23 protein-coding genes, 4 tRNA genes, 1 pseudogene and 1 riboswitch are annotated in these 26,619 nt (G+C 66.4%); of the genes and pseudogenes, 17 read left to right on the top strand and 11 right to left on the bottom strand.

From position 1 onward, the window contains the following. Window positions 1-17 precede the first annotated feature (17 nt). The 3 genes from A9Z05_RS28930 to A9Z05_RS28940 all read left to right on the top strand — a co-directional run bounded on the left by A9Z05_RS28930 (window position 18) and on the right by A9Z05_RS28940 (window position 3,661). Window positions 18-1,043, top strand: a complete 1,026-nt coding sequence (locus A9Z05_RS28930) for an adenosine deaminase (RefSeq protein ID WP_069621099.1) — start codon at window positions 18-20, stop codon at window positions 1,041-1,043. A 382-nt stretch (window positions 1,044-1,425) separates the two neighbouring features. Further along, on the top strand, window positions 1,426-2,745 hold the full coding sequence (gene guaD / locus A9Z05_RS28935) for a guanine deaminase (protein ID WP_069621100.1): 1,320 nt from the start codon (window positions 1,426-1,428) through the stop codon (window positions 2,743-2,745). A gap of 127 nt (window positions 2,746-2,872) precedes the next feature. Further along, window positions 2,873-3,010, top strand: a riboswitch (yybP-ykoY riboswitch). Between the two features lie 78 nt (window positions 3,011-3,088). Beyond that, the gene (locus tag A9Z05_RS28940) at window positions 3,089-3,661 is read left to right on the top strand and encodes a TMEM165/GDT1 family protein (RefSeq protein WP_069621101.1); all 573 of its coding nucleotides are present in this window, start codon (window positions 3,089-3,091) and stop codon (window positions 3,659-3,661) included. A 57-nt stretch (window positions 3,662-3,718) separates the two neighbouring features. Here the strand turns inward: A9Z05_RS28940 and A9Z05_RS28945 are convergent, their stop codons facing one another. Further along, complete coding sequence (locus tag A9Z05_RS28945; protein WP_069621102.1) at window positions 3,719-4,429, bottom strand: DUF4136 domain-containing protein; 711 nt, start codon at window positions 4,427-4,429, stop codon at window positions 3,719-3,721. 189 nt (window positions 4,430-4,618) lie between these two features. On the opposite strand from A9Z05_RS28945, the gene pepN reads away from it, so the two are divergent. The 4 genes from pepN (at window position 4,619) to A9Z05_RS28965 (ending at window position 10,000) form a co-directional block, all read left to right on the top strand. After that, the gene (gene pepN / locus A9Z05_RS28950; RefSeq protein WP_069621103.1) at window positions 4,619-7,312 is read left to right on the top strand and encodes an aminopeptidase N; all 2,694 of its coding nucleotides are present in this window, start codon (window positions 4,619-4,621) and stop codon (window positions 7,310-7,312) included. A gap of 280 nt (window positions 7,313-7,592) precedes the next feature. Continuing rightward, window positions 7,593-8,606 (top strand): class 1 fructose-bisphosphatase, encoded by a 1,014-nt coding sequence (locus A9Z05_RS28955; protein WP_069621104.1) that lies wholly within the window; start codon window positions 7,593-7,595, stop codon window positions 8,604-8,606. 206 nt (window positions 8,607-8,812) lie between these two features. Next, window positions 8,813-8,888, top strand: a tRNA-Thr gene (locus A9Z05_RS28960). A gap of 857 nt (window positions 8,889-9,745) precedes the next feature. Then, on the top strand, window positions 9,746-10,000 hold the full coding sequence (locus A9Z05_RS28965; RefSeq protein ID WP_006476609.1) for a GlsB/YeaQ/YmgE family stress response membrane protein: 255 nt from the start codon (window positions 9,746-9,748) through the stop codon (window positions 9,998-10,000). Between the two features lie 79 nt (window positions 10,001-10,079). Here A9Z05_RS28965 and A9Z05_RS35470 read toward each other — a convergent pair. The 3 genes and pseudogenes from A9Z05_RS35470 to A9Z05_RS28975 all read right to left on the bottom strand — a co-directional run. Beyond that, window positions 10,080-10,223, bottom strand: a pseudogene (locus tag A9Z05_RS35470) (TlpA family protein disulfide reductase); the annotation flags it as partial. A gap of 5 nt (window positions 10,224-10,228) precedes the next feature. Beyond that, the gene (locus A9Z05_RS28970) at window positions 10,229-12,592 is read right to left on the bottom strand and encodes a TonB-dependent receptor (protein ID WP_069621105.1); all 2,364 of its coding nucleotides are present in this window, start codon (window positions 12,590-12,592) and stop codon (window positions 10,229-10,231) included. Between the two features lie 129 nt (window positions 12,593-12,721). Then, the gene (locus A9Z05_RS28975; RefSeq protein ID WP_069621106.1) at window positions 12,722-13,111 is read right to left on the bottom strand and encodes a DUF2946 domain-containing protein; all 390 of its coding nucleotides are present in this window, start codon (window positions 13,109-13,111) and stop codon (window positions 12,722-12,724) included. Between the two features lie 239 nt (window positions 13,112-13,350). Between A9Z05_RS28975 and A9Z05_RS37070 the strand changes: the two genes are divergently transcribed. Then, window positions 13,351-13,455, top strand: coding sequence for a chorismate mutase (locus A9Z05_RS37070; RefSeq protein WP_162484450.1), 105 nt, complete (start codon window positions 13,351-13,353; stop codon window positions 13,453-13,455). 223 nt (window positions 13,456-13,678) lie between these two features. Then, the gene (locus tag A9Z05_RS28980; RefSeq protein WP_069621107.1) at window positions 13,679-14,272 is read left to right on the top strand and encodes a chorismate mutase; all 594 of its coding nucleotides are present in this window, start codon (window positions 13,679-13,681) and stop codon (window positions 14,270-14,272) included. A gap of 29 nt (window positions 14,273-14,301) precedes the next feature. Here A9Z05_RS28980 and A9Z05_RS28985 read toward each other — a convergent pair whose 3' ends face one another. Continuing rightward, the gene (locus A9Z05_RS28985; protein ID WP_069621108.1) at window positions 14,302-15,429 is read right to left on the bottom strand and encodes an exonuclease domain-containing protein; all 1,128 of its coding nucleotides are present in this window, start codon (window positions 15,427-15,429) and stop codon (window positions 14,302-14,304) included. A gap of 139 nt (window positions 15,430-15,568) precedes the next feature. Next, window positions 15,569-15,772 carry a cold-shock protein gene (locus tag A9Z05_RS28990; RefSeq protein ID WP_027783827.1) on the bottom strand — a complete coding sequence of 68 codons (204 nt, stop codon included), beginning with the start codon at window positions 15,770-15,772 and terminating at the stop codon, window positions 15,569-15,571. A gap of 393 nt (window positions 15,773-16,165) precedes the next feature. Between A9Z05_RS28990 and A9Z05_RS28995 the strand changes: the two genes are divergently transcribed. Continuing rightward, complete coding sequence (locus A9Z05_RS28995) at window positions 16,166-16,432, top strand: hypothetical protein (protein ID WP_069621109.1); 267 nt, start codon at window positions 16,166-16,168, stop codon at window positions 16,430-16,432. Window positions 16,433-16,932: 500 nt separating this feature from the next. Next, a complete protein-coding gene (locus A9Z05_RS29000; protein ID WP_069621110.1) occupies window positions 16,933-18,078 on the top strand; it encodes a porin in 1,146 nt (381 codons plus the stop codon). Between the two features lie 83 nt (window positions 18,079-18,161). Here A9Z05_RS29000 and greB read toward each other — a convergent pair whose 3' ends face one another. Beyond that, a complete protein-coding gene (gene greB, locus A9Z05_RS29005; RefSeq protein ID WP_006476618.1) occupies window positions 18,162-18,725 on the bottom strand; it encodes a transcription elongation factor GreB in 564 nt (187 codons plus the stop codon). 129 nt (window positions 18,726-18,854) lie between these two features. Between greB and A9Z05_RS29010 the strand changes: the two genes are divergently transcribed. The 3 genes from A9Z05_RS29010 (at window position 18,855) to A9Z05_RS29020 (ending at window position 19,211) form a co-directional block, all read left to right on the top strand. Continuing rightward, window positions 18,855-18,931 (top strand) — tRNA-Arg (locus tag A9Z05_RS29010). 66 nt (window positions 18,932-18,997) lie between these two features. Beyond that, window positions 18,998-19,074, top strand: a tRNA-Arg gene (locus tag A9Z05_RS29015). 60 nt (window positions 19,075-19,134) lie between these two features. Continuing rightward, a tRNA-Arg gene (locus A9Z05_RS29020) sits at window positions 19,135-19,211 on the top strand. A gap of 194 nt (window positions 19,212-19,405) precedes the next feature. Here the strand turns inward: A9Z05_RS29020 and A9Z05_RS29025 are convergent. From A9Z05_RS29025 to A9Z05_RS29040, 4 genes are all read right to left on the bottom strand, one after another. Then, window positions 19,406-21,772 (bottom strand): bifunctional (p)ppGpp synthetase/guanosine-3',5'-bis(diphosphate) 3'-pyrophosphohydrolase, encoded by a 2,367-nt coding sequence (locus A9Z05_RS29025; RefSeq protein WP_027783823.1) that lies wholly within the window; start codon window positions 21,770-21,772, stop codon window positions 19,406-19,408. A 63-nt stretch (window positions 21,773-21,835) separates the two neighbouring features. Beyond that, window positions 21,836-22,039: a DNA-directed RNA polymerase subunit omega gene (gene rpoZ / locus A9Z05_RS29030; protein WP_006025620.1), complete on the bottom strand. Its 204-nt coding sequence runs from the start codon at window positions 22,037-22,039 to the stop codon at window positions 21,836-21,838. Window positions 22,040-22,097: 58 nt separating this feature from the next. Further along, complete coding sequence (gene gmk / locus A9Z05_RS29035; RefSeq protein WP_069621111.1) at window positions 22,098-22,781, bottom strand: guanylate kinase; 684 nt, start codon at window positions 22,779-22,781, stop codon at window positions 22,098-22,100. Between the two features lie 108 nt (window positions 22,782-22,889). Further along, window positions 22,890-23,813: a YicC/YloC family endoribonuclease gene (locus tag A9Z05_RS29040; RefSeq protein ID WP_069621112.1), complete on the bottom strand. Its 924-nt coding sequence runs from the start codon at window positions 23,811-23,813 to the stop codon at window positions 22,890-22,892. A 173-nt stretch (window positions 23,814-23,986) separates the two neighbouring features. On the opposite strand from A9Z05_RS29040, the gene rph reads away from it, so the two are divergent. The 3 genes from rph to hemW are packed head-to-tail and all read left to right on the top strand — an operon-like array spanning window position 23,987 to window position 26,604. After that, window positions 23,987-24,727 (top strand): ribonuclease PH, encoded by a 741-nt coding sequence (gene rph, locus A9Z05_RS29045; protein ID WP_069621113.1) that lies wholly within the window; start codon window positions 23,987-23,989, stop codon window positions 24,725-24,727. Then, entirely contained in the window at window positions 24,720-25,355 is a 636-nt protein-coding gene (rdgB, locus tag A9Z05_RS29050) for an RdgB/HAM1 family non-canonical purine NTP pyrophosphatase (RefSeq protein ID WP_069621114.1), read from the top strand. The genes rph and rdgB overlap by 8 nt, the downstream gene beginning before the upstream one ends. Window positions 25,356-25,389: 34 nt before the next feature. Further along, a complete protein-coding gene (gene hemW / locus A9Z05_RS29055) occupies window positions 25,390-26,604 on the top strand; it encodes a radical SAM family heme chaperone HemW (RefSeq protein ID WP_069621115.1) in 1,215 nt (404 codons plus the stop codon). Window positions 26,605-26,619: the final 15 nt, after the last annotated feature.

The following is a 26,619-nucleotide window of genomic DNA, read 5'->3' on the forward strand; positions in this document are numbered from 1 at the left end:
CGACCCAAAACGACGCCATGACCCCGACATTCAAGAACAAGATTGCCCGCGCGCCGAAAGCGGAGCTGCACATCCATATCGAAGGCTCGCTCGAGCCCGAACTGATTTTCGCGCTCGCGCAGCGCAACGGCGTGAAGCTCGCGTACGACTCGATCGACGCGCTGCGCGCCGCGTACGCGTTCACCGACCTGCAGTCGTTCCTCGACATCTACTACGCCGGCGCGAGCGTGCTGCTCACCGAGCAGGATTTCTACGACATGACGGCCGCGTACTGTGAGCGCGCGCTCGCCGACAACGTCGTCCACACCGAACTGTTCTTCGACCCGCAGACGCACACCGAGCGCGGCGTGCCGATCGAAACGGTCGTCGCGGGCATCGAGCGCGCGCTCGCCGATGCCGAAGCGCGCGGGCTGTCGAGCAAGCTGATTCTGTGCTTCCTGCGCCACCTGTCCGAAGACGACGCGCTCGCGACGTTCGAATCCGCGTTGCCGCTATTCGAGCGCTATCGCCATCGACTGATCGGCGTGGGCCTCGATTCGTCCGAGCTCGGCCATCCGCCGACGAAGTTCGCGCGCGTGTTCGAGAAGGCGCGCGCGCTCGGGCTGAAGCTGGTCGCGCACGCAGGCGAGGAAGGCCCGCCCGCCTACATCTACGAGGCACTCGACGTGCTGAAGGTCGACCGGATCGACCACGGCGTGCGCAGCATCGAGGATGCGGCGCTCGTCGAGCGTCTCGCGAAAACGCGTACGGCGCTCACCGTGTGTCCGCTGTCGAACCTGAAGCTGTGCGTGTTCGACGACATGGCGAAGCACACGCTGAAGGCGCTGCTCGACCGCGGCGTGGCGGTGACGATCAACTCCGACGATCCGGCCTATTTCGGCGGCTACGTCAACGAAAACTACTTCGCGACGGTCGAAGGGCTGCAACTTACGGATGCCGAAGTTCATGCGGTGATCCGCAACGGCTTCGAGGCGTCGTTCATCGAACCGGCGCAGCGCGATGCACTGTACGCGCGCCTCGACGCGTACTGGCAGGCCGCGTGACGGCCCGCATCGAGACTCGCTGACAGATGAAACACGGCAACGGCATCCGCTTCGCGACTCCCCGGCCGGCCTTGCGCCGGGCCGGTCGGCTGCGTGCATGCGGCGCGATCGCGCAGTACGGCGTCGCTCGCACCCGCCGGTCGTCGCGGCTTGCCGTGCCGTTCGCCGTCGCATGGGTTGCGGACGTATCGGTTGCGCGCTCAACGGCCGCGAGGTGCGCCCGCAACCACTCGCGGGCGGCTTCGGCCGCCACGTTCGCCCGTGCCGTCGCCTCCGGCCGTGCCGCACATCACGTGCCGCCGCTCGCGACGCACCGCCCCGCCCCCGTGCGGCATCGATCGCTTTCTTCTGTTCGCCTTCCCTTGATGCAGGACCCTTCGTCATGACGCAAACCGCTTTCCGTTCCCAGCTGCTGACCTTCAACGGCGACCCGGCGCAATCGAGCCAGGCCGCGAACCACGAAACCGACGGGCTCCTGATCGTCGACGACGGCAAGGTCGTCGCGGCCGGCCCGTATGCGCCGCTCGCCGCGACGCTCGCGCGCGATGCGGTGGTCCACGATCTGCGCGACAAGCTGATCGTGCCCGGCTTCATCGACACGCACATCCACTATCCGCAGACGGACATGATCGCGTCGCCAGCCCCCGGGCTGCTGCCGTGGCTCGACAAGTACACGTTCCCGACCGAGCGCCAGTTCGGCGACCCCGAGCATGCGCGCGAAGTCGCCGACTTCTTCGTCGACGAACTCCTCGCGTGCGGCACGACGAGCGCGCTCGTCTACTGCACCGTGCACAAGCAGTCGGCCGATGCGCTGTTCGCGGCGAGCGACGCGCGCGACCTGCGGATGATCGCGGGCAAGGTGCTGATGGACCGCAACTGCCCCGAATTCCTGCGCGACACCGCGCAGTCGGGCTATGACGACAGCGCCGAGCTGATCGACCGCTGGCACGGCAAGGGGCGCCAGATGTACGCGCTCACGCCGCGCTTCGCGCCGACGTCGACCGAGGCGCAACTCGAGGCGTGCGGCGAACTCGCGCGCCGCCATCCGGACGTGTTCGTGCAAAGCCACGTCGCCGAAAACGTCGACGAGGTGAAATGGGTGGCCGGGCTGTTCCCCGGCCATCGCAGCTATCTCGACATCTACGACCGCTACGGGCTGCTGCGGCCGCGCGCGGTGTACGGCCACTGCATTCATCTCGACGACGAGGATCGCCGCCGGATGGCCGAGACGCGCACCGTCGTCGCGCACTGCCCGACGTCGAACTTCTTCCTCGGCAGCGGGCTGTTCGATTTCGACAAGGCCGGCGAATACGACGTGCCCGTCACGCTCGCGACCGACGTCGGCGGCGGCACGTCGTTCTCGATGCTGCAGACGATGAACGAGGCGCACAAGGTCGCGCGGCTGTCGGGCCATCACCTGACCGCCACGCGGATGTTCTGGCTCGCGACGGCCGGCGCCGCACAGGCGCTCGACCTTGCCGACACGGTCGGCACCCTCAAGCCGCGCACCGAAGCCGACTTCGTCGTGCTCGATCCGCAGGCGACGCCGCTGCTCGCGCGCCGCACGCAGCGCGCGGATTCGCTCGAGGAATTGCTGTTCGCGTTCGCGCTGCTCGGCGACGACCGCGCGGTGTACCGCACCTATGCGGCCGGCGAACTCGTGCACGAACGCGGCGCCGCGCGCCGCCCGGCCGCCGCGTAACGCCCCGCGGGTACGCCGTTCCGGCCGCGCGGCCGCTTCGCCGTCGCGCGTGCCGGAAATCGATGCGCATTGCGCGCCGTACGGCGGCTCCGGCTGCTTTCCCGCGCGCGATGCACCGTGCTAGAATTCGCCGCTCATTGGGGAGTAGCCGCTCCGCTCGATGTCCCGCGCCCGCGGCGCGCATCGTGACGGAGGCGTCCGTCAACAGACTTGGCCGTTCGGCCATGGCGGGCGCAGCCACGTTGGCCTGGCGAGACCGATGGTTCACTGCGCGCCGCATCAGGGCCCGGCGCGCGGCGGATCGTCGCTCGCACGCACAACAACGGCCCGTGGAACCCCATCCGTGTCTCAAGCCTTCCTGATCTCCACCGGCGCCGTCGCCCTCGCTGAAATCGGCGACAAGACCCAGCTGCTTTCCCTCGTTCTGGCCGCGCGCTATCGCAAGCCGGTGCCGATCATTCTCGGCGTGCTCGTCGCGACGCTCGTCAACCACGGTTTCGCCGGCGCGCTCGGCGAATGGCTGGGCGTGCTCGTCACGCCGTCGATCATGCGCTGGGCGCTCGCGTTCTCGTTCATCGCGATGGGACTGTGGATTCTCGTGCCGGACAAGCTCGACGAGAACGAAGCCAATGCGACCCGCTCGCGGCTCGGCGTGTTCGGCGCGACGCTCGTCGCGTTCTTCCTCGCGGAGATGGGCGACAAGACGCAGATCGCGACCGTCGCGCTCGCCGCCCGCTTCCAGGATTACATCGGCGTGGTGGCCGGCACGACGCTCGGGATGATGCTCGCGAACGTGCCGGCGATCCTGCTCGGCGACCGCTTCGCGCACCGTCTGCCGACGAAGCTCGTGCACGGGATCGCGGCCGTGCTGTTCGTTGCGCTCGGCGCGCTGGCGCTGCTGGGTATCGGGGTCTGACGGAAGGGAAACGGGCTGGCGCGGCCGGGCGGCGGCCGCGCCGAGAGGGATGCCGCGTTACTTCGCGACGGCCGCGCCCGACGCTGGCGCCGCCGGCACCGCGCGCTCGTTGGCGGCCGGCGCCGCCGGCCCGCCGCGCTTGTCGACCGGCAGCCTGACCGTGCGGACCGCGCCGTTCGACAACGGGAAATCGGCGAGCGCGCTGCGCGCGAGGAACGGCATCGCGTACAGCAGCGTGCCGTTGTCGCCGGTCGTGCGCGCGGACACGTTGTAGACCTCCTTGCCCGTCGCGCGCTCGGTAATGCGGATGCCGAGCATGTAGTCGAACACCTGGTACGTCTGCGCGACATAGCCGGACGGCACCGGCCCCCAGGGACCCCACGGGCCCCAGGGACTCCACGGCCCGCCTCGCCAGTACGGCCCCGGCCCCATGAACCACGGATCATAGTAGACCGGCTGCGGCACCGTCACGAGATCGCTGCCGACCGAATAGGTCAGCCCGACGAGATAGCGCGCCTGCGATTGCGGCACCTGCCGGAATGCATACGCGGACAGCTCGTTCGCGACGATCGGCTCGTAGGTCGACTGCTCGATGCTGTTCTTCTGCGCGTCCGTGCGCGTGAACGCATAGGTGCGGGTCGCGTCGCTGCCGCTCCAGTCGGAGAAGGCCGTGACCTGGGTGGTCACGTAGCTGGTGCAGCCGGTCAGCAGCGCGACGCACAGCGCCGCCGCCCAGCCCGCACCGCGAAAAATCCATTCGCGTTTCATGTTGATCCTCGTCGATCCGTCACCCGTTCGTCGCACCGCGCGAAGCACAACGGGATGCCGATAATACGCGGACTCCCGGGAGCGGTAAAAAGTTCGCCCGGCACGCAGCCGCAAGCCTTTGTACAATGGCCCGGTTCGCCCGGCCCGCGCGACGGGCCCGCCCCCCCCACTCCACCGATCTCGACGACCATGTCCGACAACGCCTCCTCCACCGTGATCCGCCGCGCCGACTACACGCCGCCGGCCTTCCTCATCGATTCCGTCGCACTCGAATTCGATCTCGCGCCGGCCCGCACGATCGTCAGGAACACGATGCGCGTGCGCCGCAATCCGGACGCCGCGCCCACGCCCCACCTGGAACTGATGGGCGAGGCGCTGGAATTCGTCGGCGCGCAGCTCGACGGCGCGCCGTACGGCGCGGTGCGCGCACACGAACACGGGCTGACGGTCGAGAACGTGCCCGACGCGTTCGAGCTGACGCTCGAAAGCGCGTGCGCCCCCGATCAGAATACGACGCTGTCGGGCCTCTACGTGTCGAGCGGCAACTTCTTCACGCAGTGCGAAGCGGAAGGCTTTCGCCGCATCACCTACTTCCTCGATCGCCCCGACGTGATGGCGTCGTACACGGTCACGCTGCGCGCCGACAAGGCCGCATACCCGGTGCTGCTGTCGAACGGCAACCTCGTCGATTCGGGCGACCTGCCCGACGGCCGCCACTTCGCGAAGTGGGAAGACCCGTTCCGCAAGCCGAGCTACCTGTTCGCGCTGGTCGCGGGCAAGCTCGTCGCGATCGAGGAAACGATCACGACCGGCTCCGGCAAGGAAAAGCTGCTGCAGGTATGGGTCGAACCGGCCGATCTCGACAAGACGCGTCACGCGATGGATTCGCTGATCCACTCGATCCGCTGGGACGAAAAGCGCTTCGGCCTCGAGCTCGATCTCGACCGCTTCATGATCGTCGCGGTCGGCGATTTCAACATGGGCGCGATGGAGAACAAGGGGCTCAACATCTTCAATACGAAGTACGTGCTCGCGAACCCCGAGACCGCGACCGACACCGATTTCGCGAACATCGAATCGGTGGTCGGCCACGAATATTTCCACAACTGGACCGGCAACCGCGTGACCTGCCGCGACTGGTTCCAGCTGAGCCTGAAGGAAGGGCTGACGGTATTCCGCGACCAGGAATTCTCGGCCGACATGGCCGCCGGCGACGACGTCGAATCGGCGGCCCGCGCGGTCAAGCGGATCGAGGACGTGCGCGTGCTGCGCCAGTTGCAGTTCGCCGAGGACGCCGGCCCGATGGCGCACCCGGTGCGCCCGGAGAGCTACGTCGAGATCAACAACTTCTACACGATGACCGTCTACGAGAAAGGCTCGGAAGTCGTGCGGATGTACCAGACGCTGTTCGGCCGCGACGGCTTCCGCAAGGGGATGGATCTCTACTTCAAGCGCCACGACGGCCACGCGGTGACCTGCGACGACTTCCGTCACGCGATGGCCGACGCGAACGGGCGCGACCTCGCGCAGTTCGAGCGCTGGTACAGCCAGGCCGGCACGCCGCGCGTGTCGGTGCGCACCGCGTACGACGCGGCCGCGCGCCGCTATACGGTCACCCTCGCGCAAGGCTACGGCGACGCGTCGCCGGCCGCGCGCGAAACGCAGCAAGGGCCGCTGCTGATTCCGTTCGCGATCGGCCTGATCGGCCGCGACGGCCGCGACCTGCCGCTGCGTCTCGACGGCGAAGCCGCCGCGTCGGGCACGACGCGCGTGCTCGAGTTCACCGACACCGAGCAGACCTTCACGTTCGTCGACGTGCCGGAAGCGCCGCTGCCGTCGCTGCTGCGCAACTTCTCGTCGCCGGTCATCGTCGAGTACGACTACAGCGACGACGATCTCGCGTTCCTGCTCGCGCACGACAGCGATCCGTTCAACCGCTGGGAAGCCGGCCAGCGCCTCGCGACGCGCGCGCTCCTGACGCTCGCCGCCCGTGCCGCCGCCGACGCGCCGCTCGCGCTCGGCGAGAACTTCGTCGCCGCGTTCCGCCGCGTGCTGACCGATGAAAGCCTGTCGCCGGCGTTCCGCGAGCTCGCGCTGACGCTGCCGTCGGAAACCTACCTCGCCGACCAGATGGCCGAGGCCGACCCAGCCGCCGTGCATCGCGCGCGCCAGTTCGTGCGCCGCCAGCTCGCGACCGCGCTGCGCGCCGACTGGCTCGCAGCGTACGAGCAGCACCAGACGCCCGGCGCCTACGAGCCGACGCCGGAAGCGTCGGGCCGCCGCGCGCTGAAGAACCTCGCGCTCGCGTATCTCGCCGAACTCGACGATCCGGCCGACGCCGTGCGCCTCGCCACCACCCAGTACGACGCGGCGAACAACATGACCGATCGCGCAGCGGCGCTCGGCGCGCTGCTGTCCGCGGCCGCCGCAGGTGCGAACGGGCCGGCCGAGCATGCGCTCGACGACTTCTACCGTCGCTTCGAGAAGGAGGCGCTCGTGATCGACAAGTGGTTCGCGATGCAGGCGGCGCAACGCGGTACGGCCGCGCAGCCGACACTCGCGAAGGTGCGCAAGCTGCTCGCGCACCCGGCGTTCAACCTGAAGAACCCGAACCGCGCGCGCTCGCTGATCTTCAGCTTCTGCGCGGCCAACCCCGCGCAATTCCATGCGGCCGACGGTTCCGGCTACGCGTTCTGGGCCGAACAGGTCCTCGCGCTCGATGCGATCAACCCGCAGGTCGCGGCACGCCTCGCGCGCTCGCTCGAACTGTGGCGCCGCTTCACGCCGGCGCTGCGCGACCGGATGCGCGAAGCCCTCGAACAGGTCGCCGCCGGCGCGAAGTCGCGCGACGTGCGCGAGATCGTCGAGAAGGCGCTCGCGTAAGTCGCGCGATCGCCCCAATCGCGTCCGCGCGCTCGAGCCGGCACCGCCTCATGCGGTGCCGGCTTTTTGATTGCACGCGCGCGGCTGAAACCGCGTGCACGGGGTCGGACCGCTCGGCGCGCCTCCGCGGCGACACGCGCCCCCGCCCGTCATCGCCGCCCGATACCGGGCCGATTCGACGGCCACGCCATGTAACCGGACGAAAAAAGCCGGCGGCACCGCAGGCGCGGCGGGTAAAATTGCGGCCATTCAAGGATTCTTTGGCCTTTCGGAGTCTGTCATGTCCATTGCCCGCCGCACCACGCTGTCGAAGTTCCTGATCGAACAGCAACGTGAGACCAACAACCTCCCCGCCGACCTGCGCCTGTTGATCGAAGTCGTCGCCCGCGCGTGCAAGGCGATCAGCTACAACGTGTCGAAGGGCGCGCTCGGCGAAGCGCTCGGCACCGCCGGCAGCGAGAACGTCCAGGGCGAAGTGCAGAAGAAGCTCGACATCCTGTCGAACGAAATCCTGCTCGACGCGAACGAATGGGGCGGCAACCTCGCCGCGATGGCGTCGGAAGAAATGGAAACGTTCTTCCCGATCCCGGCGAACTACCCGCGCGGCGAATACCTGCTCGTGTTCGATCCGCTCGACGGCTCGTCGAACATCGACGTGAACGTGTCGATCGGCACGATCTTCTCGGTGCTGCGCTGCCCGGACGGCCAGCAGGCGACCGAGGAATCGTTCCTGCAGCCCGGCACCGAGCAGGTCGCGGCCGGCTATGCCGTGTACGGCCCGCAGACGGTGTTCGTGCTGACGACCGGCAACGGCGTGAACTGCTTCACGCTCGACCGCGAAGTCGGCTCGTGGGTGCTCACGCAGAGCAACATGCAGATCCCCGTCGACACGCGCGAATACGCGATCAACGCATCGAACGCCCGCCACTGGTACGACCCGGTCAAGCGCTACGTCGACGAGCTGAACGCCGGCAAGGACGGCCCGCGCGGCGACAACTTCAACATGCGCTGGATCGCGTCGATGGTGGCCGACGTGCATCGGATCCTGAACCGCGGCGGCATCTTCATGTATCCGGCCGACAAGCGCACGCCCGATCGTCCGGGCAAGCTGCGGCTGATGTACGAAGCGAACCCGATGTCGTTCATCGTCGAACAGGCGGGCGGCGCCGCGACGACCGGTACGCAGCGGATCATGGAAGTGCAGCCGACCGGCCTGCACCAGCGCGTGCCCGTGTTCCTCGGTTCGAAGAACGAAGTCGAGCGCGTGACCGGCTATCACGACGAAGCAAAATAATTGCACTGCAGCACTGGACGGGGGTGCGAGACATCAGTACAATCGCGCCTTCGCGATGTGGCCCTAACGGGTCGCATCGCAGTGAAGTGAAAGCGGAAAGTCCGCCGGATCGAGGGTTTCGCGAAGCAGCCGCAGCAAGCTGAAAAAATTTCGCAAAACCTATTGCCAAGATCGCGGATTTCACCATATAATTTCATTTCTCTGCTGCCGGTGTAGCTCAGTTGGTAGAGCAGCGCATTCGTAATGCGAAGGTCGTAGGTTCGACTCCTATCTCCGGCACCAAGACATAAAGGTCTGACAAGCATCGCTTGTCAGACCTTTTCTCTTTTCCGGCGTCGAAATCCTGAAGTCGTTCGACGGCGCGCACTACCGATCACGCCGAGCCCGATCTTCGTGTACGGATTCGGCAATCGCTCCCCTACACGTTGTCCGGCGCCAGTCCTCGCGGCGGCCGTTATCTGCACAACATCCGCTCGACATTTCCACGCACTCGACGGCGGCCGGCCGATCGAGCTGGACAGCGCACGCAACGGCACCGCATTTGTCGTGCGTCCCGACCGGCTCGCGCTCGGCCGCCGGGACGCGCGTCGGCGACATGGCTGCCACGCTCGATCTCCCGCTCCCTCCTCACGCGTCGTCCGAAGCAAATCCATCAGGACACCGAATGAGGGTGGACATCGGATACGGCACACGCTGCACCAATCCGTGCCACACGATGCCCCGGATCGGCGAAGCGATGCCGCCGCGCGTCCCATCCGTTTCGCGCTGCTGTCGACCGCAGCGAGAAGCGATGCCGCGACCGTCGGGCGCCTGATCGCCGACGCAGCGGACGGCCTGCCCCGAAGCCACCTTGCCGGCAACGACGCTCGAGCGATGATGTGCCCGACGGACGGACTTCGGCGACAGTCATCCTTACAGACTCATTTCGCCATGCGTCGCGCGCGCACGGAACATGCGCTACGCAGACAAATCCCCTGGAAAATCTGCTTAAGGGTGCATAACATTACTTAACGATCCTGACCCGTCTATCGCGTTACATTGCGTGGGCGGCGCCACGGCCGCATGTCGCTTGCGACCCGCTCGCGGCGTGCACCGGCCGGTGCCCGGTCATTTCGACTCAACCCAAGGAGAGGACCACCATGACTCATGGCTTGATTATGTGGCTCATCATCGGCGCGATCGCCGGCTGGCTCGCCGGCTTGCTCGTGAAGGGCGGCGGCTTCGGGCTGATCGTCGACATCATCGTCGGGATCGTCGGTGCGGTGATCGGCGGCTGGCTTGCCGGGTTGCTCGGCATCAGCATCGGCAGCGGCTTCATCGGCTCGGTGATCGTCGCGGTCATCGGCGCGGTGATCCTGCTGTTCGTGATCCGGCTATTCAGGCGAGCGGCCTGACGTTTCTCTCCACGCGCCTTCGGGCGCGTTTTCGCATCGGGCCGGCGCGCGGCCGGTTCGCCGCGCGCCACCAGCTCCGTCAGCGCTTCGCGTGCCGCAACCCGCCGTCGAGCTCGCCGGCCTTCAGCAATCCGCTGCGCGCTTCATGCACACCATCGCGCCCGCTCCACACGGTGCGCGACATCTCCCCTCGCCATCCCGCATCGAGCGCCGCCCGCAGCCTCGCTTTCACAGCGACCATTTCAGTTCTCCATAGAAAGTGCGGCCCGGATACGGGTGGAACACGTAATAGCGGCGATCCGTCACGTTGTCGATGCCGGCCGACGCGGTCCAGTGACGACCGAAGCGATAGCGCGCCTTCAGATCGACGACCGTGAACGAACTCGTGCCGCCGTAGACGTCCGGATTCACGTCGCTGTTGTCCAGCGTGTTGAACTGGCGACCCGAGTAGCGCACGCCGACGCTCGCGAGCCAGCGCTCGTCGAAGCGATACGACGCGAGCAGGTTCGCGCGCATGCGCGGAATGCGCGGGAAACGCGAACCGACGTAGGCCGGATTCGCGGCATCGGCGAGAATCTGCGCGTTGCTCGCCGACACGTTCGCGTCGACGTTGAGCCCGCGCAGCCCGACGTTCTCGCCGCTGAACGCGAGTTCGACGCCGCGCACGCGCACGCGGTCGACGTTCGAGATGTTGGTGACGGTGCTCGCGCCCGACACCGTTGTCTGGCTATAGATCGAATCGCGCAGGTCGCTCTGGAACACGCTCGCGCGCACGACGCCGACGCCCACATCGCGTTCGGCCGTGAAGTCCCAGTCGATCGCCTTTTCCGGTCGCAGGTTCGGGTTGTTGTTGACGATCGCGTTGTTCGAAATCGTGCCCTGGAACAGCTCGCCGACCGTCGGGAACCGCGTGCCGGTCGCGAACGACAGCCGGAAGCGCCAGACTTCCGTCGCATCCCACTGCAGCGCGATTTTCGGCGACAGCGCATTCGCGCCGCGATCCGCGTAGCCGAGCGTGCCCTTCGCATTGCCGAGCGCGCCGCCGTACGCATCCCAGCGCTCGTAGCGCAACCCGAGCGTCGCGAGCCAACCGGGCGCGAAGCGCCACGCATCCTGCCCGAACAGCGCCTGCGTGCGGGTGTCGCCGCGATAGACGCTCGCGAGCGACGTGGTCGGCCCGGCCAGCCAGTCGGCCGTGTTGTACGTGACATTGCGCAGGAAGTAGGTGTCGTAGTGATAGCCGAACGTGAACGTATGGCCTTTCACTTCCGGCGCCTCGGCCTTCAGGTCGAGCGTGCGCCAGCCGGTGCCGTCGCCCTGGAACAGCGTGCCCGCCCCACCCTGCACGGTCGAGGCCGCACGCAACACGTCGCGCGACACGTCGTACGCGGACACCACGCCCGACAGCCGCCAGCCGGAATCGAGTCGGCCGTTCAGCCCGAGCGCATACAGCCAGTTCTCCTGGTCGCCGCGCTGCGGCGCGAACGCGTTTGGCGCGACCGTCATTTTCTGTCCGCCGATCGACACGTTGCCGCCGTAAACCGGCTCGCCCGTCGCATCGCGCAGGAAGGTCTCGCCGTGCTGCCGGTAATGGTTCTCCCAATGCCCGAGCGTCAGCGTCGCATCGACATGATCGGTGAACGCATAGCCCATCCGGACCGTCTCGTTGAGCTGCTCGGTCCGCTCGATCGTCTGCGCGCCGACGATGGTTCGCGGCTTGCCGTTGGGTCCGATGTCGGTCACGGCGCCCGTCACGGGGACGGCGACGCCGGGTTGCGGGTTGTAGGCCGAATTGGGGCTCGCGTACTGCATCGGCTGGCCGTCGTTCTCCAGCCGGTCGAGCGACAGCGCGAACCAGAACCGGCCGACGCGGTTCGCGATCCGCGCGGTCTGATGATTGCCGCCGAAGCTGTCCGCGAACCCGTAGCCGTCGTGGTAGCGCTGCGTGAAGAACTGCGTCGACAGCGACGCCTCGAGCTGTTCGGGGCGGCGCGTGGTGAGCAGCACGGTCGAGCCGATCGCGTTGCCCGGGTACAGCGCGGAAAAGGGGCCGTAGAGCACGTCGACGCGCGCGATGTCGTCGGGTGGAATCAGCGACCAGCGCGGCGGGTACGCATAGCTCGACCCGAGCAGGTTCGACAGCAGCACGCCGTCGGCATAGACGAGCCCGCGCGCGCTCTGTAGTTCATTGAAGTCGCGGCCCGCGAATACGCTGTTGCGGTCGCCGATGTAGCGCTTGCGAACCATCAGGTTCGGCGCGTACTTCAGCGCGTCCTCGGTGGTGACGTTGGTGTGCGCATCGATCTGCTCGCGCGTGACCGACGCGACGACGGCCGGCGTATCCGGATCGACCGGTTGCCGCTGCGCGGTCACGCTGACGGCGGTCAGCGTGTCGCCCGCTGGGGCGGCCGCTACAGCGACATCCATGGACGCCGACGCCGCGGCGGCGGGACGATCGATGCCACCGCCGCGGGCCGCGTCGGCGCGGGCATCGTCGGTCGAAGCCGCGTGGGCGGCCGGGCATGCGAAAGCGGCCGCGCATGCGAGCGCGAGCCGGCCGCGCGACGAACGCGCGGCAAGGGTAGACGACATGAGTGAGTTCCTGAAAACGTGATCGGGCGCCGTCGGACACGGGCGCGCGAGCCGCGCACGCACGGCGCGACGCGCGGGCCGGGGCCGCGAGCGGCTCGCGCGCCACCGGGGGCGCGCGGATGACATCAATCAGACCGGAACGTTTTCAGGCGGGGCGCGCGGCTGCGCGAGACGGATGCCCTTGCGACGCACATCGGGAACGATCGGGGCAGCCGCCCGATACGCGAACGTCCGCACGAAGCCCGGCATCGCGGGCAGGCTCGAGCCCAGCGCGACGTTCGCCGCGAAGCCCGGGCAGTACACGCAATGTGGGACGCCGGCATGGTCGAACGACGACGTATCGCGGTCGTCGCGCGCGTGCGCGAGCACGACCTGACGCGCGCCCGCTGCACTGCACAACTCGAGCGTGAGCGCGCCGGAACCGCTCGACGCAAGACGCGCGTAGCCGACGACGGGCGACAGTACGTTCAGTACCAGCGCCAGCCATACGAGGCCCATCCATCGCGTCGTTCGTCTCATCGCGGTCCGGGAAAAAGTGCGCGCAAGTATAACAAGCGGCCCGACTGTCGCCATCGCGCCGCGCGCGATAGCGGGCATCACACTTCGCGCCGGAGCGCATGTGCCGTTAATACAACAGAGACAAAATCTAACGATTCGCCGCTGGCATAAATCCGAGCGCGAGGTTGATAATCATTGAACCTGCTGGAGAAACGATCATGGACGAAAGACCGACTCGCATGCCACCGCCCGAGCAAGTGATGAGCCCGGATCCGGAACCCGTCGGCGTGGAATTCCTCGCCGAATTGCCCGAGCACGTTCGGGCATTCTTCGACGAGCAGCACAAGCTGTACTCGCCGAAGTGAACGCCAGTTCGGTTCTGTAACCGCCACGTGTCGATCCTCGCTATCGTGCGGTTCATCCAGGCGCTTCGCGCGCAATTCGCCTCGCACCCGGGCCGCAACAGCCTGACGGTGCCGGATCAGCTCGCCTGCTGATTCTCCTGTCGCGACGCTACGCCGCGCGACTGTCTTCGTCTATCCTTCTGGTTTTCCACGTCCGGCCCGCCCGGCTCTCCCGATCGTTCCGATGAAGCAAGCCATTCGTGCCAGCGTCGCTGTCGCCGCGCTCGGTGTCGCCCTCCTTTCGTTGCCGCCTGCCGCCCGCGCAGACGGCGACGACACCGCCCTCACCAATATCGTTGCGCTCGCGTCGCAGCGCCTCGCGCTCGCCGAACCGGTCGCACGATGGAAATGGGCGAATCACAAGGCCATCGAGGACCAGCCGCGCGAAGCGGCCCTGCTCACTGCAGTCGAAAAGCGCGCGGTCCAGGCCGGCGTCGATCCCGCCTTCGCCCGCACGTTCTTCGAGGATCAGATCACCGCAAGCAAGGACGTGCAGAACGCACTGTTCACGACCTGGCGCACGACGCGGCCGCCGGAAGGCACGCCGCCCGATCTCGCGACCAGCACGCGGCCGGCACTCGACCGGCTGACGCAGAAAATGCTCACCGGTCTCGCGCAGGTCGCCCCGCTGCGCGACGCGCCCGACTGCCAGGCGCGGCTCGCGCGCAGCATCGCGAACTGGAAGACGCTCACGCGCTACGATTCCACGCAGACGCGGGCATTCGATACCGCGCTGTCGCATGTCTGCTCCGCCGGCGGGGCCAGCGCGATCGGCTGACGCAGCGGGCGCGGATCGCCCCGCGGCGCTCAGTCCGCGGGGGTCAGCGCCACGAGCGGAATCACCTGCAGGCCGCGCGCGAGGTGCGTCTGCAGCAGGCGATGGGTGAAGGGTTCGAACGCGCCGCCTGCCGCATCGGCCACGAGCCGTGCGGCCGCATCGAGCGAGTCCGCCGAACCGAGATAGCACCAACCGTCGATCACATGAAACAGGCGGCGCTCACCGGTCGCCTCGAACGCGACGGCACCTTCGAACGGCCAGGGCGCACCGCCCGCGCGAGCGGCGTCGGCCGTGGGGCGCCGGTTGTACGATGGGCGCAAGCGGGCGATCCATTGCGCTTCGGCAAGCATCGCCCCCAGCTCGTTGCCGGTCTCGCGCCATTCGACGCGCCGCACCTGCTGCGCGAGTCGCATTTCCTTCGACGAGCGGCGCTCGCCGGTCAGCAGCGCGCGCAGCCGCTGTCGCACGCGCACGCTGCGGCCGACATACAGCGCTTCGTCACGCTCCCCGAATAGCGCATACGCGCCGCACCCTGCCGGCGCGGTATCCAGCCACGCCTCGGTCAGGTCGCCGCCGAGACGGAAGTGGCGCGTCGTGCGCGCGATCTGGTCACGCAGCCGCTCGAGCGGCACGATGTCGTGCAGCTGGCGCCAGAACTGCCAGATCAGGTCGGCATCGGCCAGCGCGCGGTGACGCGCGGCCGGAACGAGCCCGTGCCGTTCGATCAACGCATCGAGCCCGTGCCGCGATTCGCGCGGAAACAGCGCGCGCGACAGTCGCACCGTACAGAGCACATCGGGATTGAACGCCAGGCCAGCGCGCTCGAATTCGGCGCGCAGGAAGCCACGGTCGAAGCTCGCGTTGTGCGCGACGAACAGCTTGCCGTCGAGCCGCTCGAACAGCGCAGGCGCGAGCGATGCGAACGTCGGTGCGTCGCGCACCATCGCGTCCGAAATGCCCGTCAGTTGCTGGATGAACGGCGGAATCGCCTGCCCCGGATTGACGAGGCTCGTCCACGTCGACACGCCGAGCGGTCCGATTTCGACCACGCCGATTTCGGTGATGCGGTGCTCGGCGGACGAGCCGCCGGTGGTTTCAAGGTCGACGAAGACGAGTGGCTGCTCGCTGCCGGGATCGGACGGAACGAAATCGGACATGAAAAGACAGGGAAACGATGCTTTCGTGAGTATGCACCGGCAGGCGTACTCGGGCCATTCCGGACGGCGTACTCCGTCCCCGGAAAACAAAAAGCCCCCGCCATGCGGGGGCCGGACGTGATCGGCAATGCGTGGCGCGTCAGACCGCCTGGATATTCGCTGCCTGCTTGCCTTTCGGCCCGACTTTGACCTCGAACGAAACACGCTGGTTTTCCTTCAGCGTCTTGAAGCCGTCCATCCGGATTTCGGAAAAGTGCGCAAACAAATCTTCACCGCCATTGTCCGACGTAATAAAGCCAAAACCTTTAGCATCGTTAAACCATTTCACGATACCGGTATCCATGTCTTCGTTCCCCACTCTATAAGATCAAAAAAGCTATTTTTATAGCCGTTTTCCGAAATCCCGAAACATTGCGCCAGCACCCGCACCAGCACGCCGCCCGAGGACGGAGTGCTGACTTTATAAATTGGACAATCCGGGTGCGTCAAGAAAATTTTTAGCAACTGCTTTCTCGAAAAGACGCTAATACCACTGGAATCGGTACACCATCGCCGATGATTAATTGATTCGCATCAAAAACCTGTCAACATTACCGGGATCGGATCGCTAATAATCGCGGGAAGCGAAATTTCTACCGGGGACAAATCGACTCGGTAAAGTCCTCGGGTTTTTTCGGGTTGCAGAAATCCGGGGACGTTGCGATCCTGAATCAACGCCGAAAGGAAGGAGAGGGTCATGTGGCTGGACGGAATCAAGCGCTTCGCGAGCCGGCTCGGACGCGTACGTCGCAAGTCCCGCGCCCTGGCCGAGTCCGCGCGCGAAGCGCCGTGCGATACCGAATTCGATTTGACGTGGCACGGCGATCACTGGCAAAACCTGCTCGCATCGCCTCTGGATGCCCGTCACTACGTGATGGAAGACTGGACCAACACGCCGCCACCGATCGAAGCAGAGAACGCCGCGCCCGCGGGCAAGCGCAAGCGTCGCTCGTACACGTCGTAGCGCGCCGAGCAGCCGGGCAAAAAAAAAGCGCGACTGGGAAGTCGCGCCGACAAAGGTTTGGAGATCTTTTCCGTCAACGAAAAAGTCTGCTTCGGAAAGCAGAGACCGCAGTATAGCGAGAGAACTACCTTTCATTATCCATGCTCCACACAAACCTCTATTGCCGATGTGTCAATAATCGCGCTATAGCCGCCCTCACCCGCCTCTGACGCCTGTCGCAAACGCGCAACGTCCGCTACGCAATCCCGATCGTCATTGCGTTTCGCCGCACCGCAGCGAACCCTTGCGCGGCAATCGTTTACGGGACCTTCCCGATTTTTGCGGATTCCAAAACACACTGTTTCTTAAAGTGTGGGCCGCTCCCGCTCCGCGCACTTCGTACACTGCAGATGGATTTCTGATAAGCGCACCGCCGTTCTGCCGGACCGGCTACAGCGTCAAGCAAAACACGGCCGGCCGCCCCAGGTTCGATCGACATCATCGTGTTTGGAGACAGATCCATGAAGAAAGCTCTGATCGTCACCGCGTTGTCGGGTGTGTTCGTGACCGCCGCCCACGCTCAAAGCAGCGTGACGCTGTACGGCCTGATCGACGCAGGCATCACCTACACGAACAATCAGGGCGGACACAGCGCCTGGCAGGAAACGAGCGGTTCGATCAACGGCAGCCGATGGGGCTTGCGCGGCACCGAAGATCTCGGCGGCGGCCTGAAAGCCATCTTCACGCTGGAAAACGGTTTCGGCATCAACAACGGCACGCTGAAGCAGAACGGTCGCGAATTCGGCCGGCAAGCGTTCGTGGGCCTTGCGCACACCACCTACGGTTCGCTGACGCTGGGCCGGCAGTATGACAGCGTCGTCGACTATCTCGGGCCGCTGTCGCTGACCGGTACCCAGTATGGCGGCACCCAGTTTGCCCACCCGTTCGACAACGACAACCTGAACAACTCGTTCCGGATCAACAACTCGGTCAAGTACCAGAGCGCGAACTACGGCGGCCTCAAGTTCGGTGCGTTGTACGGGTTCTCGAACTCGTCGGCGTTCGCGAACAACCGCGCGTATAGCGGCGGCGTGTCGTACAGCTACCTCGGCTTCAACGTGGCCGCAGCCTACTTGCAGCTGAACAGCGACGTGAACGCGCTCGCGCAGGCCGCGTCCGACCCGGGCGCGGTCGCCGGCGACTGGACCTTTGCGTCGCGCGTGCAGCGCACCTGGGGCGCCGGCCTGAATTACGGGTTCGGCCCCGCCACGGTCGGCTTCGTGTTCACCCAGACGCGCCTGAGCGGCCTGCGCGCGATCAGCGCCGGCCAGTCGGGCGTGGTAGGCGGCATCACGGGCCTCGGCGACACCGGGCGCTTCAGCAACTACGAAGTCAACGGCCGCTACGCGCTGACGCCGGCCCTGTCGCTCGCCGGCTCGTACACGTACACCCAGGGCCGCCTGTCCGGCGACAAGCCGACCTGGCACCAGTTCAACCTGCAAGCCGACTACGCACTGTCGAAGCGCACGGACGTGTACCTGCAGGGCGAGTTCCAGAAGGTCAACAGCGACGGACTCGACCTCGGCGCCAACATCAACGGGCTGGGCGCCGCGTCATCGACCAACAAGCAGATCGCGGTCACGGCCGGCCTGCGTCACCGCTTCTGAGCGACCGGCACATTCGCCGTACGCCGAAAGACGAAGCGCCCCATCGGGGCGCTTTTTCCTGGTCGCGGCGCGCGAGCCGCCACTCAGGCGTCGCCCCGCGCCGGATACCGGACATCGAGTATGTCGATCGGCTGCGGGCCGGCCGGCGTCATCAGCGTGACGGTGTCGCCGATCTTCGCCTTGATCAGCGCACGCGCGACCGGCGAAATCCAGCTGACGCAGCCGCGATCGAGATCGACCTCGTCGATCCCGACGATCGTCACCGTGTGATCCTCGCCGTCCGGCGTCTCGTAATCGACCGTCGCGCCGAAAAACACCTGGTCGACGTTCTCCTGCCGGCTCGCGTCGACGACTTCGGCGAGGTCGAGCCGCTTCGTCAGGAAGCGGATGCGGCGATCGATCTCGCGAAGCCGCCGCTTGCCGTAGATGTAGTCGCCGTTTTCGGACCGGTCGCCGTTCGAGGCCGCCCACGACACGAGCCGCACGACCTCGGGACGTTCGACGTCGATCAGGTTCAGCAGCTCGTCCCTCAGCCGCTTGTGGCCGGCCGGCGTGATGTAGTTCTTCGCGCCCGCCGGAATCGCGGGTTGAGCCTGGTCGAGATCGTCGTCGTCACCGTCCGACTCTTTGACAAACGCCTTGTTCATGATGCAGATTCAACGTGAATGACTGATCCCCCAAGGGTACACGATGGGCGGCCGGCCAAGGCCATGGCACCAAATTCGCGAATAAGGCTTCCCTTTTTATACGACTCTGCTATACTTCCGCTTCTGCGTGCGGCTGTAGCTCAGTTGGATAGAGTACTTGGCTACGAACCAAGGGGTCGTGGGTTCGAATCCTGCCAGCCGCGCCACTTTTTCGAGGGCCTTCCGAACCGAAGGCCCTTTCAGTTCGAAGCAGTAGAAGTTTGTTTTTGCGTGCGGCTGTAGCTCAGTTGGATAGAGTACTTGGCTACGAACCAAGGGGTCGTGGGTTCGAATCCTGCCAGCCGCGCCACTTTTTGGGGGCCTTCCCATCGCAGAAGGTTCCGACAGTTGAAGCAGTACCGTTTTGCGTGCGGCTGTAGCTCAGTTGGATAGAGTACTTGGCTACGAACCAAGGGGTCGTGGGTTCGAATCCTGCCAGCCGCGCCACCTTAAAAGGGCTTTCCTTCGGGAAAGCCCTTTTTCTTTTTGCGCCCGCCCTCCCGTCGTTCGCATCATCACCCCGCACGCGTTCGGCAAGCGCCGGCAACATCGCACGCCCTTTCGGCAGCCCCAATGAAAACGGCGGCCATAAGCCGCCGTCCGTCGATCATCGAATCCGCCCGCCGCCGCGCGTGTCGGCGTCAGTAATCCTGCCGCTCGCGCTCGATACGCATGCCGCCGTCATGGCGCGCGTGCGCACCGTCGTCGGTCGAACGCTCGCGCATGATCCGCATCACGTCCGGATTGGTTCTCACGCGCCGCATCACGTTCGCGAGATGCACGCGGTCGCTGACCTGGATCACGAAGCGCAGCACCGTCGACTCGTGCGTCAGATCCTCGTCCATCGCGATATGGACGATGTTCGCGTCGGCCGACGTGATGTCCGCCGCGACGCGCGCGAAGATGCCCTTCGTGTTCTTCACGAGCGCCTTCACCGCGACATCGAACAGGCGGCCCGGCTGCGGCGCCCATTCGACGTCGATCCAGCGCCCCGGATCGCGACGATGGATGCGCTGCGCGACGCGGCAATCCGTCGTATGAATCGCCATGCCCAGACCGATGCCGATGTAACCCATGATCGCATCGCCCGGGATCGGCCGGCAGCATGCGGACAACTGCACGGACATCCCTTCGGTGCCGGTAATCACGACCGGCGGCGCGTGATGCGCGGGGTGCCGCTCGGACTTCGGCAGATCGTCGTCCGCGTCGCGGCCGCTCATCAACACTTCGATGCGCTTGGCCATCACCGCCGCGACGCGACGACCGAGGCCGATATCCGCGAAAATTTCCTGACGGCTCTTGTTGCCCGTCCACTGCACGAGCTTCTCCCACACTTCCGGCTCGACGTCGGCCAGCGCGAGACCGTAGCCCTTCAGGCTCTGGTCGACGAGCCGCTCGCCCAGCTGCACGGACTCGTTCAGGCGCATCGTCTTCAGGTAGTGGCGGATCGCCGAGCGCGCCTTGCCGGTGCGCACGAAGCCGAGCCACGCGGGGTTCGGCTTCGAATACGGCGCGGTGATCACCTCGACGATGTCGCCACTCTTCAGCTCGGTGCGCAGCGGCAGCAACTCGTTGTTGATCTTCACGGCCACACACTGGTTGCCGAGATCGCTGTGGATCGAATACGCGAAATCGAGCGCCGTCGCGCCGCGCGGCAGCGCCATGATCTTCGACTTCGGCGTGAACACGTAGACCGCGTCGGGGAACAGGTCGATCTTCACGTGCTCGAGGAATTCGCTCGAATCGCCCGCTTCGCTCTGGATGTCGAGCAGCGACTTCAGCCACTGGTGCGCGCGCTTCTGCACGTCGCTGAGATCGGCGCTGCCGTTCTTGTACAGCCAGTGCGCGGCGACGCCCGCCTCGGCGATCTCGTGCATCTTGCGCGTGCGCACCTGGAACTCGATCGGCGCGCCGAACGGGCCGACGAGCGTCGTGTGCAGCGACTGATAGCCGTTGATCTTCGGGATCGCGATGTAATCCTTGAACTTGCCGGGCACGGGCTTGTACAGCGCGTGCAGCGCACCGATGCACGTGTAGCAGTCGAGCGGGCTGTCGACGACGACACGGAAGCCGTACACGTCGAGCACCTGCGAGAACGACAGCTGCTTGTCGCGCATCTTGCGGTAGACGCTGTAGATGGTCTTCTCGCGGCCGGTGATCTCGGCGTCGATCTTCGCGTCGGCCATCGCGCGCTGCGCGGCCTCGAGGATCTTGCTGATCACTTCGCGGCGGTTGCCGCGCGCGGCCTTCACGGCCTTCTCGAGCGTCGCGTAACGATGCGGGTTGAAGTTCGCGAAGCTCATGTCCTGCAGCTCGCGATACGTGTTGTTCAACCCGAGCCGGTGCGCGATCGGCGCGTAGATGTCGAGCGTTTCGCGCGCGACGCGGCGGCGCTTTTCCATCGGCACCGCGCCGAGCGTGCGCATGTTGTGCAGGCGGTCGGCGAGCTTGACGAGAATGACGCGCACGTCGCGCGCCATCGCGAGCAGCATCTTGCGGAAGTTTTCCGCCTGCGCTTCCTCGCGACTGCGGAATTCCATCTTGTCGAGCTTCGACAGGCCGTCGACCAGTTCGGCGACCTTCGGGCCGAAGCGCTCGGCCAGCTCGTTCTTGGTCACGCCCTGGTCTTCCATCACGTCGTGCAGCAGCGCGGCCATCACGGCCTGCGCGTCGAGCTTCCAGCCGGCGCAGATTTCCGCGACAGCGACGGGATGGGTGATGTAGGGTTCGCCGCTCTGGCGATATTGACCGAGGTGGGCTTCGTCGCTGAAGTGGAACGCCGCCTTGACCTCTTTGATTTCGTCCGGAGCGAGATACTCGGCAAGCGCGGCCGTCAGTTTCGCGATCGAAACGACGCCGTGCTTGCGCGGCTGCTCCGGGGTGGCGGTCGGCCCGAACAGATGCCGGAAGGACTGTTCGAGGACCGCGTCGATGTACTGGCGCGCAGGCGACTGGGCCGTGGCTTCGGTGGTCGGATCCGCGGAGGCGGACGATGGGGTGGTGCTCATATTCGCCTCCAGGTCGAGTCGTTGCGCGCGTGGACTACATGGCTGGAACGGGCCGGATGCGCGTTACACCGGCACCTTCTTCAGCATCTCGACGCCGACCTGGCCGGCGGCGATTTCGCGCAGCGCGACGACGGTCGGCTTGTCGCGGCTTTCGATCTTCGGCGTATGGCCTTGCGCGAGCTGCCGCGCGCGATAGGTGGCGGCGAGCGCCAGTTCGAAGCGATTCGGGATTTGCTTCAGGCAGTCTTCGACGGTAATGCGAGCCATGTTGGTAATTCCTTCTGAATATAGTCCTTATTCTACCTTATGTCCCTCGTGCCCCGCGTCATTCCGCGTGGGGCAGATGGATGCCGAGCTCGATGAACAGCTCCGCGTGTCGCGCGTACTGCGAAGCAAATCGCAGGCGCGTCGCCGCGACGATGCATTCGAGTTCCGCGAGCGCACGCTCGAAATTCTCGTTGATCACCACGTATTCCGCCTCCGACGCGTGCGCGATCTCGCTGCCGGCGGCCAGCAGGCGTCGCGTGATCACGTTCGGCTCGTCCTGGCCGCGCTTCTTCAGGCGTTCCTCGAGGGCGTCGAGCGACGGCGGCAGGATGAAGATGCCGACCGCGTTGCGGAACTGCTTCTTCACCTGCAACGCACCCTGCCAGTCGATTTCGAGCAGCACGTCGTGGCCGCTCTTCATCTGCTCTTCGATCCAGACGCGCGACGTGCCGTAGTAGTTGCCGTGCACTTCCGCGCTCTCGAGGAATTCGTGCGCCGCATGACGCGCGCGGAAATCGTCGACGGTCGTGAAGTGGTAGTGCTGGCCGTCCTGCTCGCCCGGGCGCGGCTTGCGCGTCGTGTACGAGATCGACAGGCAGATGTCGCTGTCCTTCGACAGCAGCGCATTCACGAGCGTCGACTTGCCGGCGCCCGACGGCGCGACGACCATGAACAGGTTACCGGGATAGACGCCGCCGTGCAGCGAATGCGACGCGTGGCCGTCGCGAGTGGATTCGGTCATGACAGCCTCCGCTGGGCCTGGCCACATCCGCATGAATCAGCTTTCGAAGGATGGGGGGGCTGCGCCCCCCCAAGCGAACGTAGTGAGCGTGGGGGTCGTTTCATCTCTTTACTCCAGGTTTTGCACTTGCTCGCGCATCTGCTCGATCAGCAGCTTCAGCGCCATCGACGCGTCGGCGAGTTCCTTCGCCGCCGCCTTCGAGCCGAGCGTGTTCGCTTCGCGATTCAGTTCCTGCATCATGAAGTCGAGACGCTTGCCGACGCGGCCGCCCTTCTCGATCACGTGACGCGTTTCGTTCAGGTGCGCGGTGAGCCGCGACAGCTCTTCCGCGATGTCGATCCGGATCCCGTACATCGTCACTTCCTGACGGATGCGCTCCGCCGCTTCCTCGCGCGTGACGACCGTCGAGCCGCCTTCGGGCGCCGCGAGGCCGAGCGCTTCCTGCAGCCGCTCGACGATCTTCTGCTGGTGCTTCGCGATCAGCTCCGGCACGAGCGGCGTGATGCGCGCGACGATCGCCTCCATCTCGGTGACGTTCGACAGCAGCATCGTCGCCAGTTGCGCGCCTTCGCGCGAACGTACGACGACGAGCTCGCCGATCGCTTCCTTGCCGCAGGCGAGCACCGCGTCGCGGATCGCTTCGGCCGACACGCCGCTCTCCGCGATCACGCCGGGCCAGCGCAGGATCTCGCCCGCGCGCAGACGGCCGACGCCGGGGAACGAATCGAGCACCGCGCGTTCGAGATCGGCAAGCTGGCCGAGCGCCGACTGGTTCAGCGCGCCCGCGCCGATGCTCTGCTCGCCGCGCTGCAGGTTGATGCGCACGTCGACCTTGCCGCGCGACAGCTTGTTCATCAGCATTTCGCGCAGCGCGGGTTCGCACGCACGCACGTCGTCCGGCATCCGGAAATTGAGATCGAGGAAGCGCGAGTTCACGGTGCGCAGTTCGACCGACACGCTGGTGCCGCCATTGCCGGCAGCCGTCGCGAGTTCGCGCGTCGCGCTCGCATAGCCCGTCATGCTGTAGATCATGGTTCGTCTCGCCGTCTGGTGCCCTCGCGGGCGGGGAATACATCGAGGCGCCCGGCGCATCGGAAGGCGCGGGGCGGGAAGCGCGCATTATCCCATTTTTGCGGACCACCCCGCCGGGCAAGCGCGCCGTTCGGCGCTAAAATCGGGGTTTCCTCCCCTTCCGCGATTTCCCCATGACGTCTCCCGTTTCCCGCCCGAGCGGCCGCCGCGCCGACGAACTGCGCAAGGTCGCCCTCACGCGCCACTACACGAAACACGCCGAAGGCTCCGTGCTGGTCGAATTCGGCGACACCAAGGTGCTCTGCACCGCCAGCGTCGCCGAGCGCGTGCCCGAGTTCCTGCGCGAGCGCGGGCAAGGCTGGCTGACCGCCGAATACGGGATGCTGCCGCGCGCGACCCACACGCGCAGCGACCGCGAAGCGGCGCGCGGCAAGCAGACGGGCCGCACGCAGGAAATTCAGCGCCTGATCGGCCGCGCGCTGCGCGCGGTGTTCGATCTCGAGGCGCTCGGCCCGCGCACGATCCACCTCGACTGCGACGTGATCCAGGCCGACGGCGGCACGCGCACGGCCAGCATCACCGGCGCGTTCGTCGCCGCGCACGACGCGGTGTCGAAGCTGATCGCGGCCGGCAAGCTCGCGCGCTCGCCGATCACCGACCACGTCGCCGCGATCTCGGTCGGCGTGTACGAAGGCGCGCCCGTGCTCGACCTCGACTACGCGGAAGACTCGCGCTGCGACACCGACATGAACGTCGTGATGACGGGCGCGGGCGGCTTCGTCGAAGTCCAGGGCACGGCCGAAGGCGTGCCGTTCTCGCGCGCCGAGATGAACGCGCTGCTCGACCTCGCGCAGGGCGGGATCGCCGAGCTCGTGCGGCTGCAGAAAGAGGTCCTGGGTGCGACCCATGCCTGACGACCGCACCGTCGCGCCGCTGTCGCGCATCGTTCTCGCGTCGAACAACGCAGGCAAGCTGCGCGAATTCACCGCGCTGTTCTCGACGGTCGGCATCGAGATCGTCCCGCAGGGCGACCTCGCGGTGCCCGAGGCAGAGGAGCCGTTCGGCACGTTCATCGAGAACGCGCTGACCAAGGCGCGCCACGCGTCGCGGCTCACCGGGTTGCCGGCGATCGCCGACGATTCCGGCCTGTGCGTGCGCGTGCTGCGCGGCGCGCCGGGCGTCTATTCGGCGCGCTATGCGCAGCGCGCGGGCCGCGACAAGGGCGACGAGGCGAACAACGCGTATCTCGTCGAGCAGTTGCGCGGCGTCGCCGACCGGCGCGCGTACTACTGCTGCGTGCTTGCGCTCGTCCGCCATGCGGACGATCCGGAACCGCTGTTCGCCGAAGGGCGCTGGGCCGGCGAGATCGTCGATACGCCGCGCGGTGATCACGGATTCGGCTACGACCCGTATTTCTACCTGCCGTCGCTCGGCGCGACGGCCGCCGAACTCGAGCCGGCCGTGAAGAACACGCACAGCCACCGCGCGCTGGCGCTGAAGGCGCTGCTCGCGCGGCTCGCGCGGCTCGCGGAGGAAGCATGAACCTGCCCGATACCCCTTCGCTGCGGGAGGCGGCATGAGCCAGGCCGCGGAAACCGGCGCGCGCGTCGTCGCGACCTTCACGTCGCCCGGCCAGGTGCGCCTCACGTCGCTGCCGCCGCTCGCGCTGTACGTGCATTTCCCGTGGTGCGTGCGCAAGTGCCCGTACTGCGATTTCAACTCGCACGAATGGAAAGGCGAACGGTTTCCGGAAGCCGACTATCTCGACGCGTTGCGCGCCGATCTCGAGCAGGCGCTGCCGCTCGTCTGGGGGCGGCAGGTGCATACGGTGTTCATCGGCGGCGGCACGCCGAGCCTGCTGTCGGCGGCCGGCCTCGACCGGATGCTGTCCGACGTGCGCGCGCTGCTGCCCCTCGACGCCGATGCCGAGATTACGCTCGAAGCGAATCCGGGCACGTTCGAAGCCGCGAAGTTCGCGCAGTTCCGCGCAAGCGGCGTGAACCGCCTGTCGGTCGGCATCCAGAGCTTCAACGAAGCGCACCTGAAGGCGCTCGGCCGGATTCACGACACCGCGCAGGCGCGCGCGGCCGTCGACATCGCCGCGAAGAACTTCGACAACTTCAACCTCGACCTGATGTTCGCGCTGCCGAACCAGACGCTCGACGAATGCCGCACCGACATCGAGACCGCGCTGTCGTTCGCGCCGCCGCACCTGTCGCTGTATCACCTGACGCTCGAGCCGAATACGCTGTTCGCGAAGTTTCCGCCCGTCGTCCCCGACGACGACGCGTCGGCCGACATGCAGGAATGGATTCACGCGCGCACGGCCGAAGCCGGCTACGGGCGCTACGAAGTATCCGCGTACGCGAAGCCGAATCATCAGTGCAAGCACAACCTGAACTACTGGCGCTTCGGCGACTATCTCGGGATCGGCGCGGGCGCCCACACGAAGCTGTCGTTCCCCAACCGGGTCCTGCGGCAAGCACGCTACAAACATCCGGCAACCTTCATCGAACAGGCCAAGGCCGGCACGGCCGTGCAGGAGGAGCGTGAAGTCGGCGCGCGCGACCTGCCGTTCGAATTCATGCTGAACACGCTGCGGCTCGTCGAGGGCTTTCCCGTGCACAGCTTCGTCGAACGCACGGGCCTGCCGATGAGCACGATCGAGCCCGCGTTGAAGGAAGCGGAACGGCGCGGATTGATCACGCGCGATTTCACCCAAATCGCGCCGACGCCGCTCGGCCAGCGTTTCCTCAACGACCTGCAGGAATTGTTCCTGCGCGACGACTGAACGGATGAACGCGGC

The sequence above is a fragment of the Burkholderia sp. A2 genome (assembly GCF_001729305.1).
GTDB classification, from domain to species: Bacteria; Pseudomonadota; Gammaproteobacteria; order Burkholderiales; family Burkholderiaceae; genus Burkholderia; species Burkholderia sola.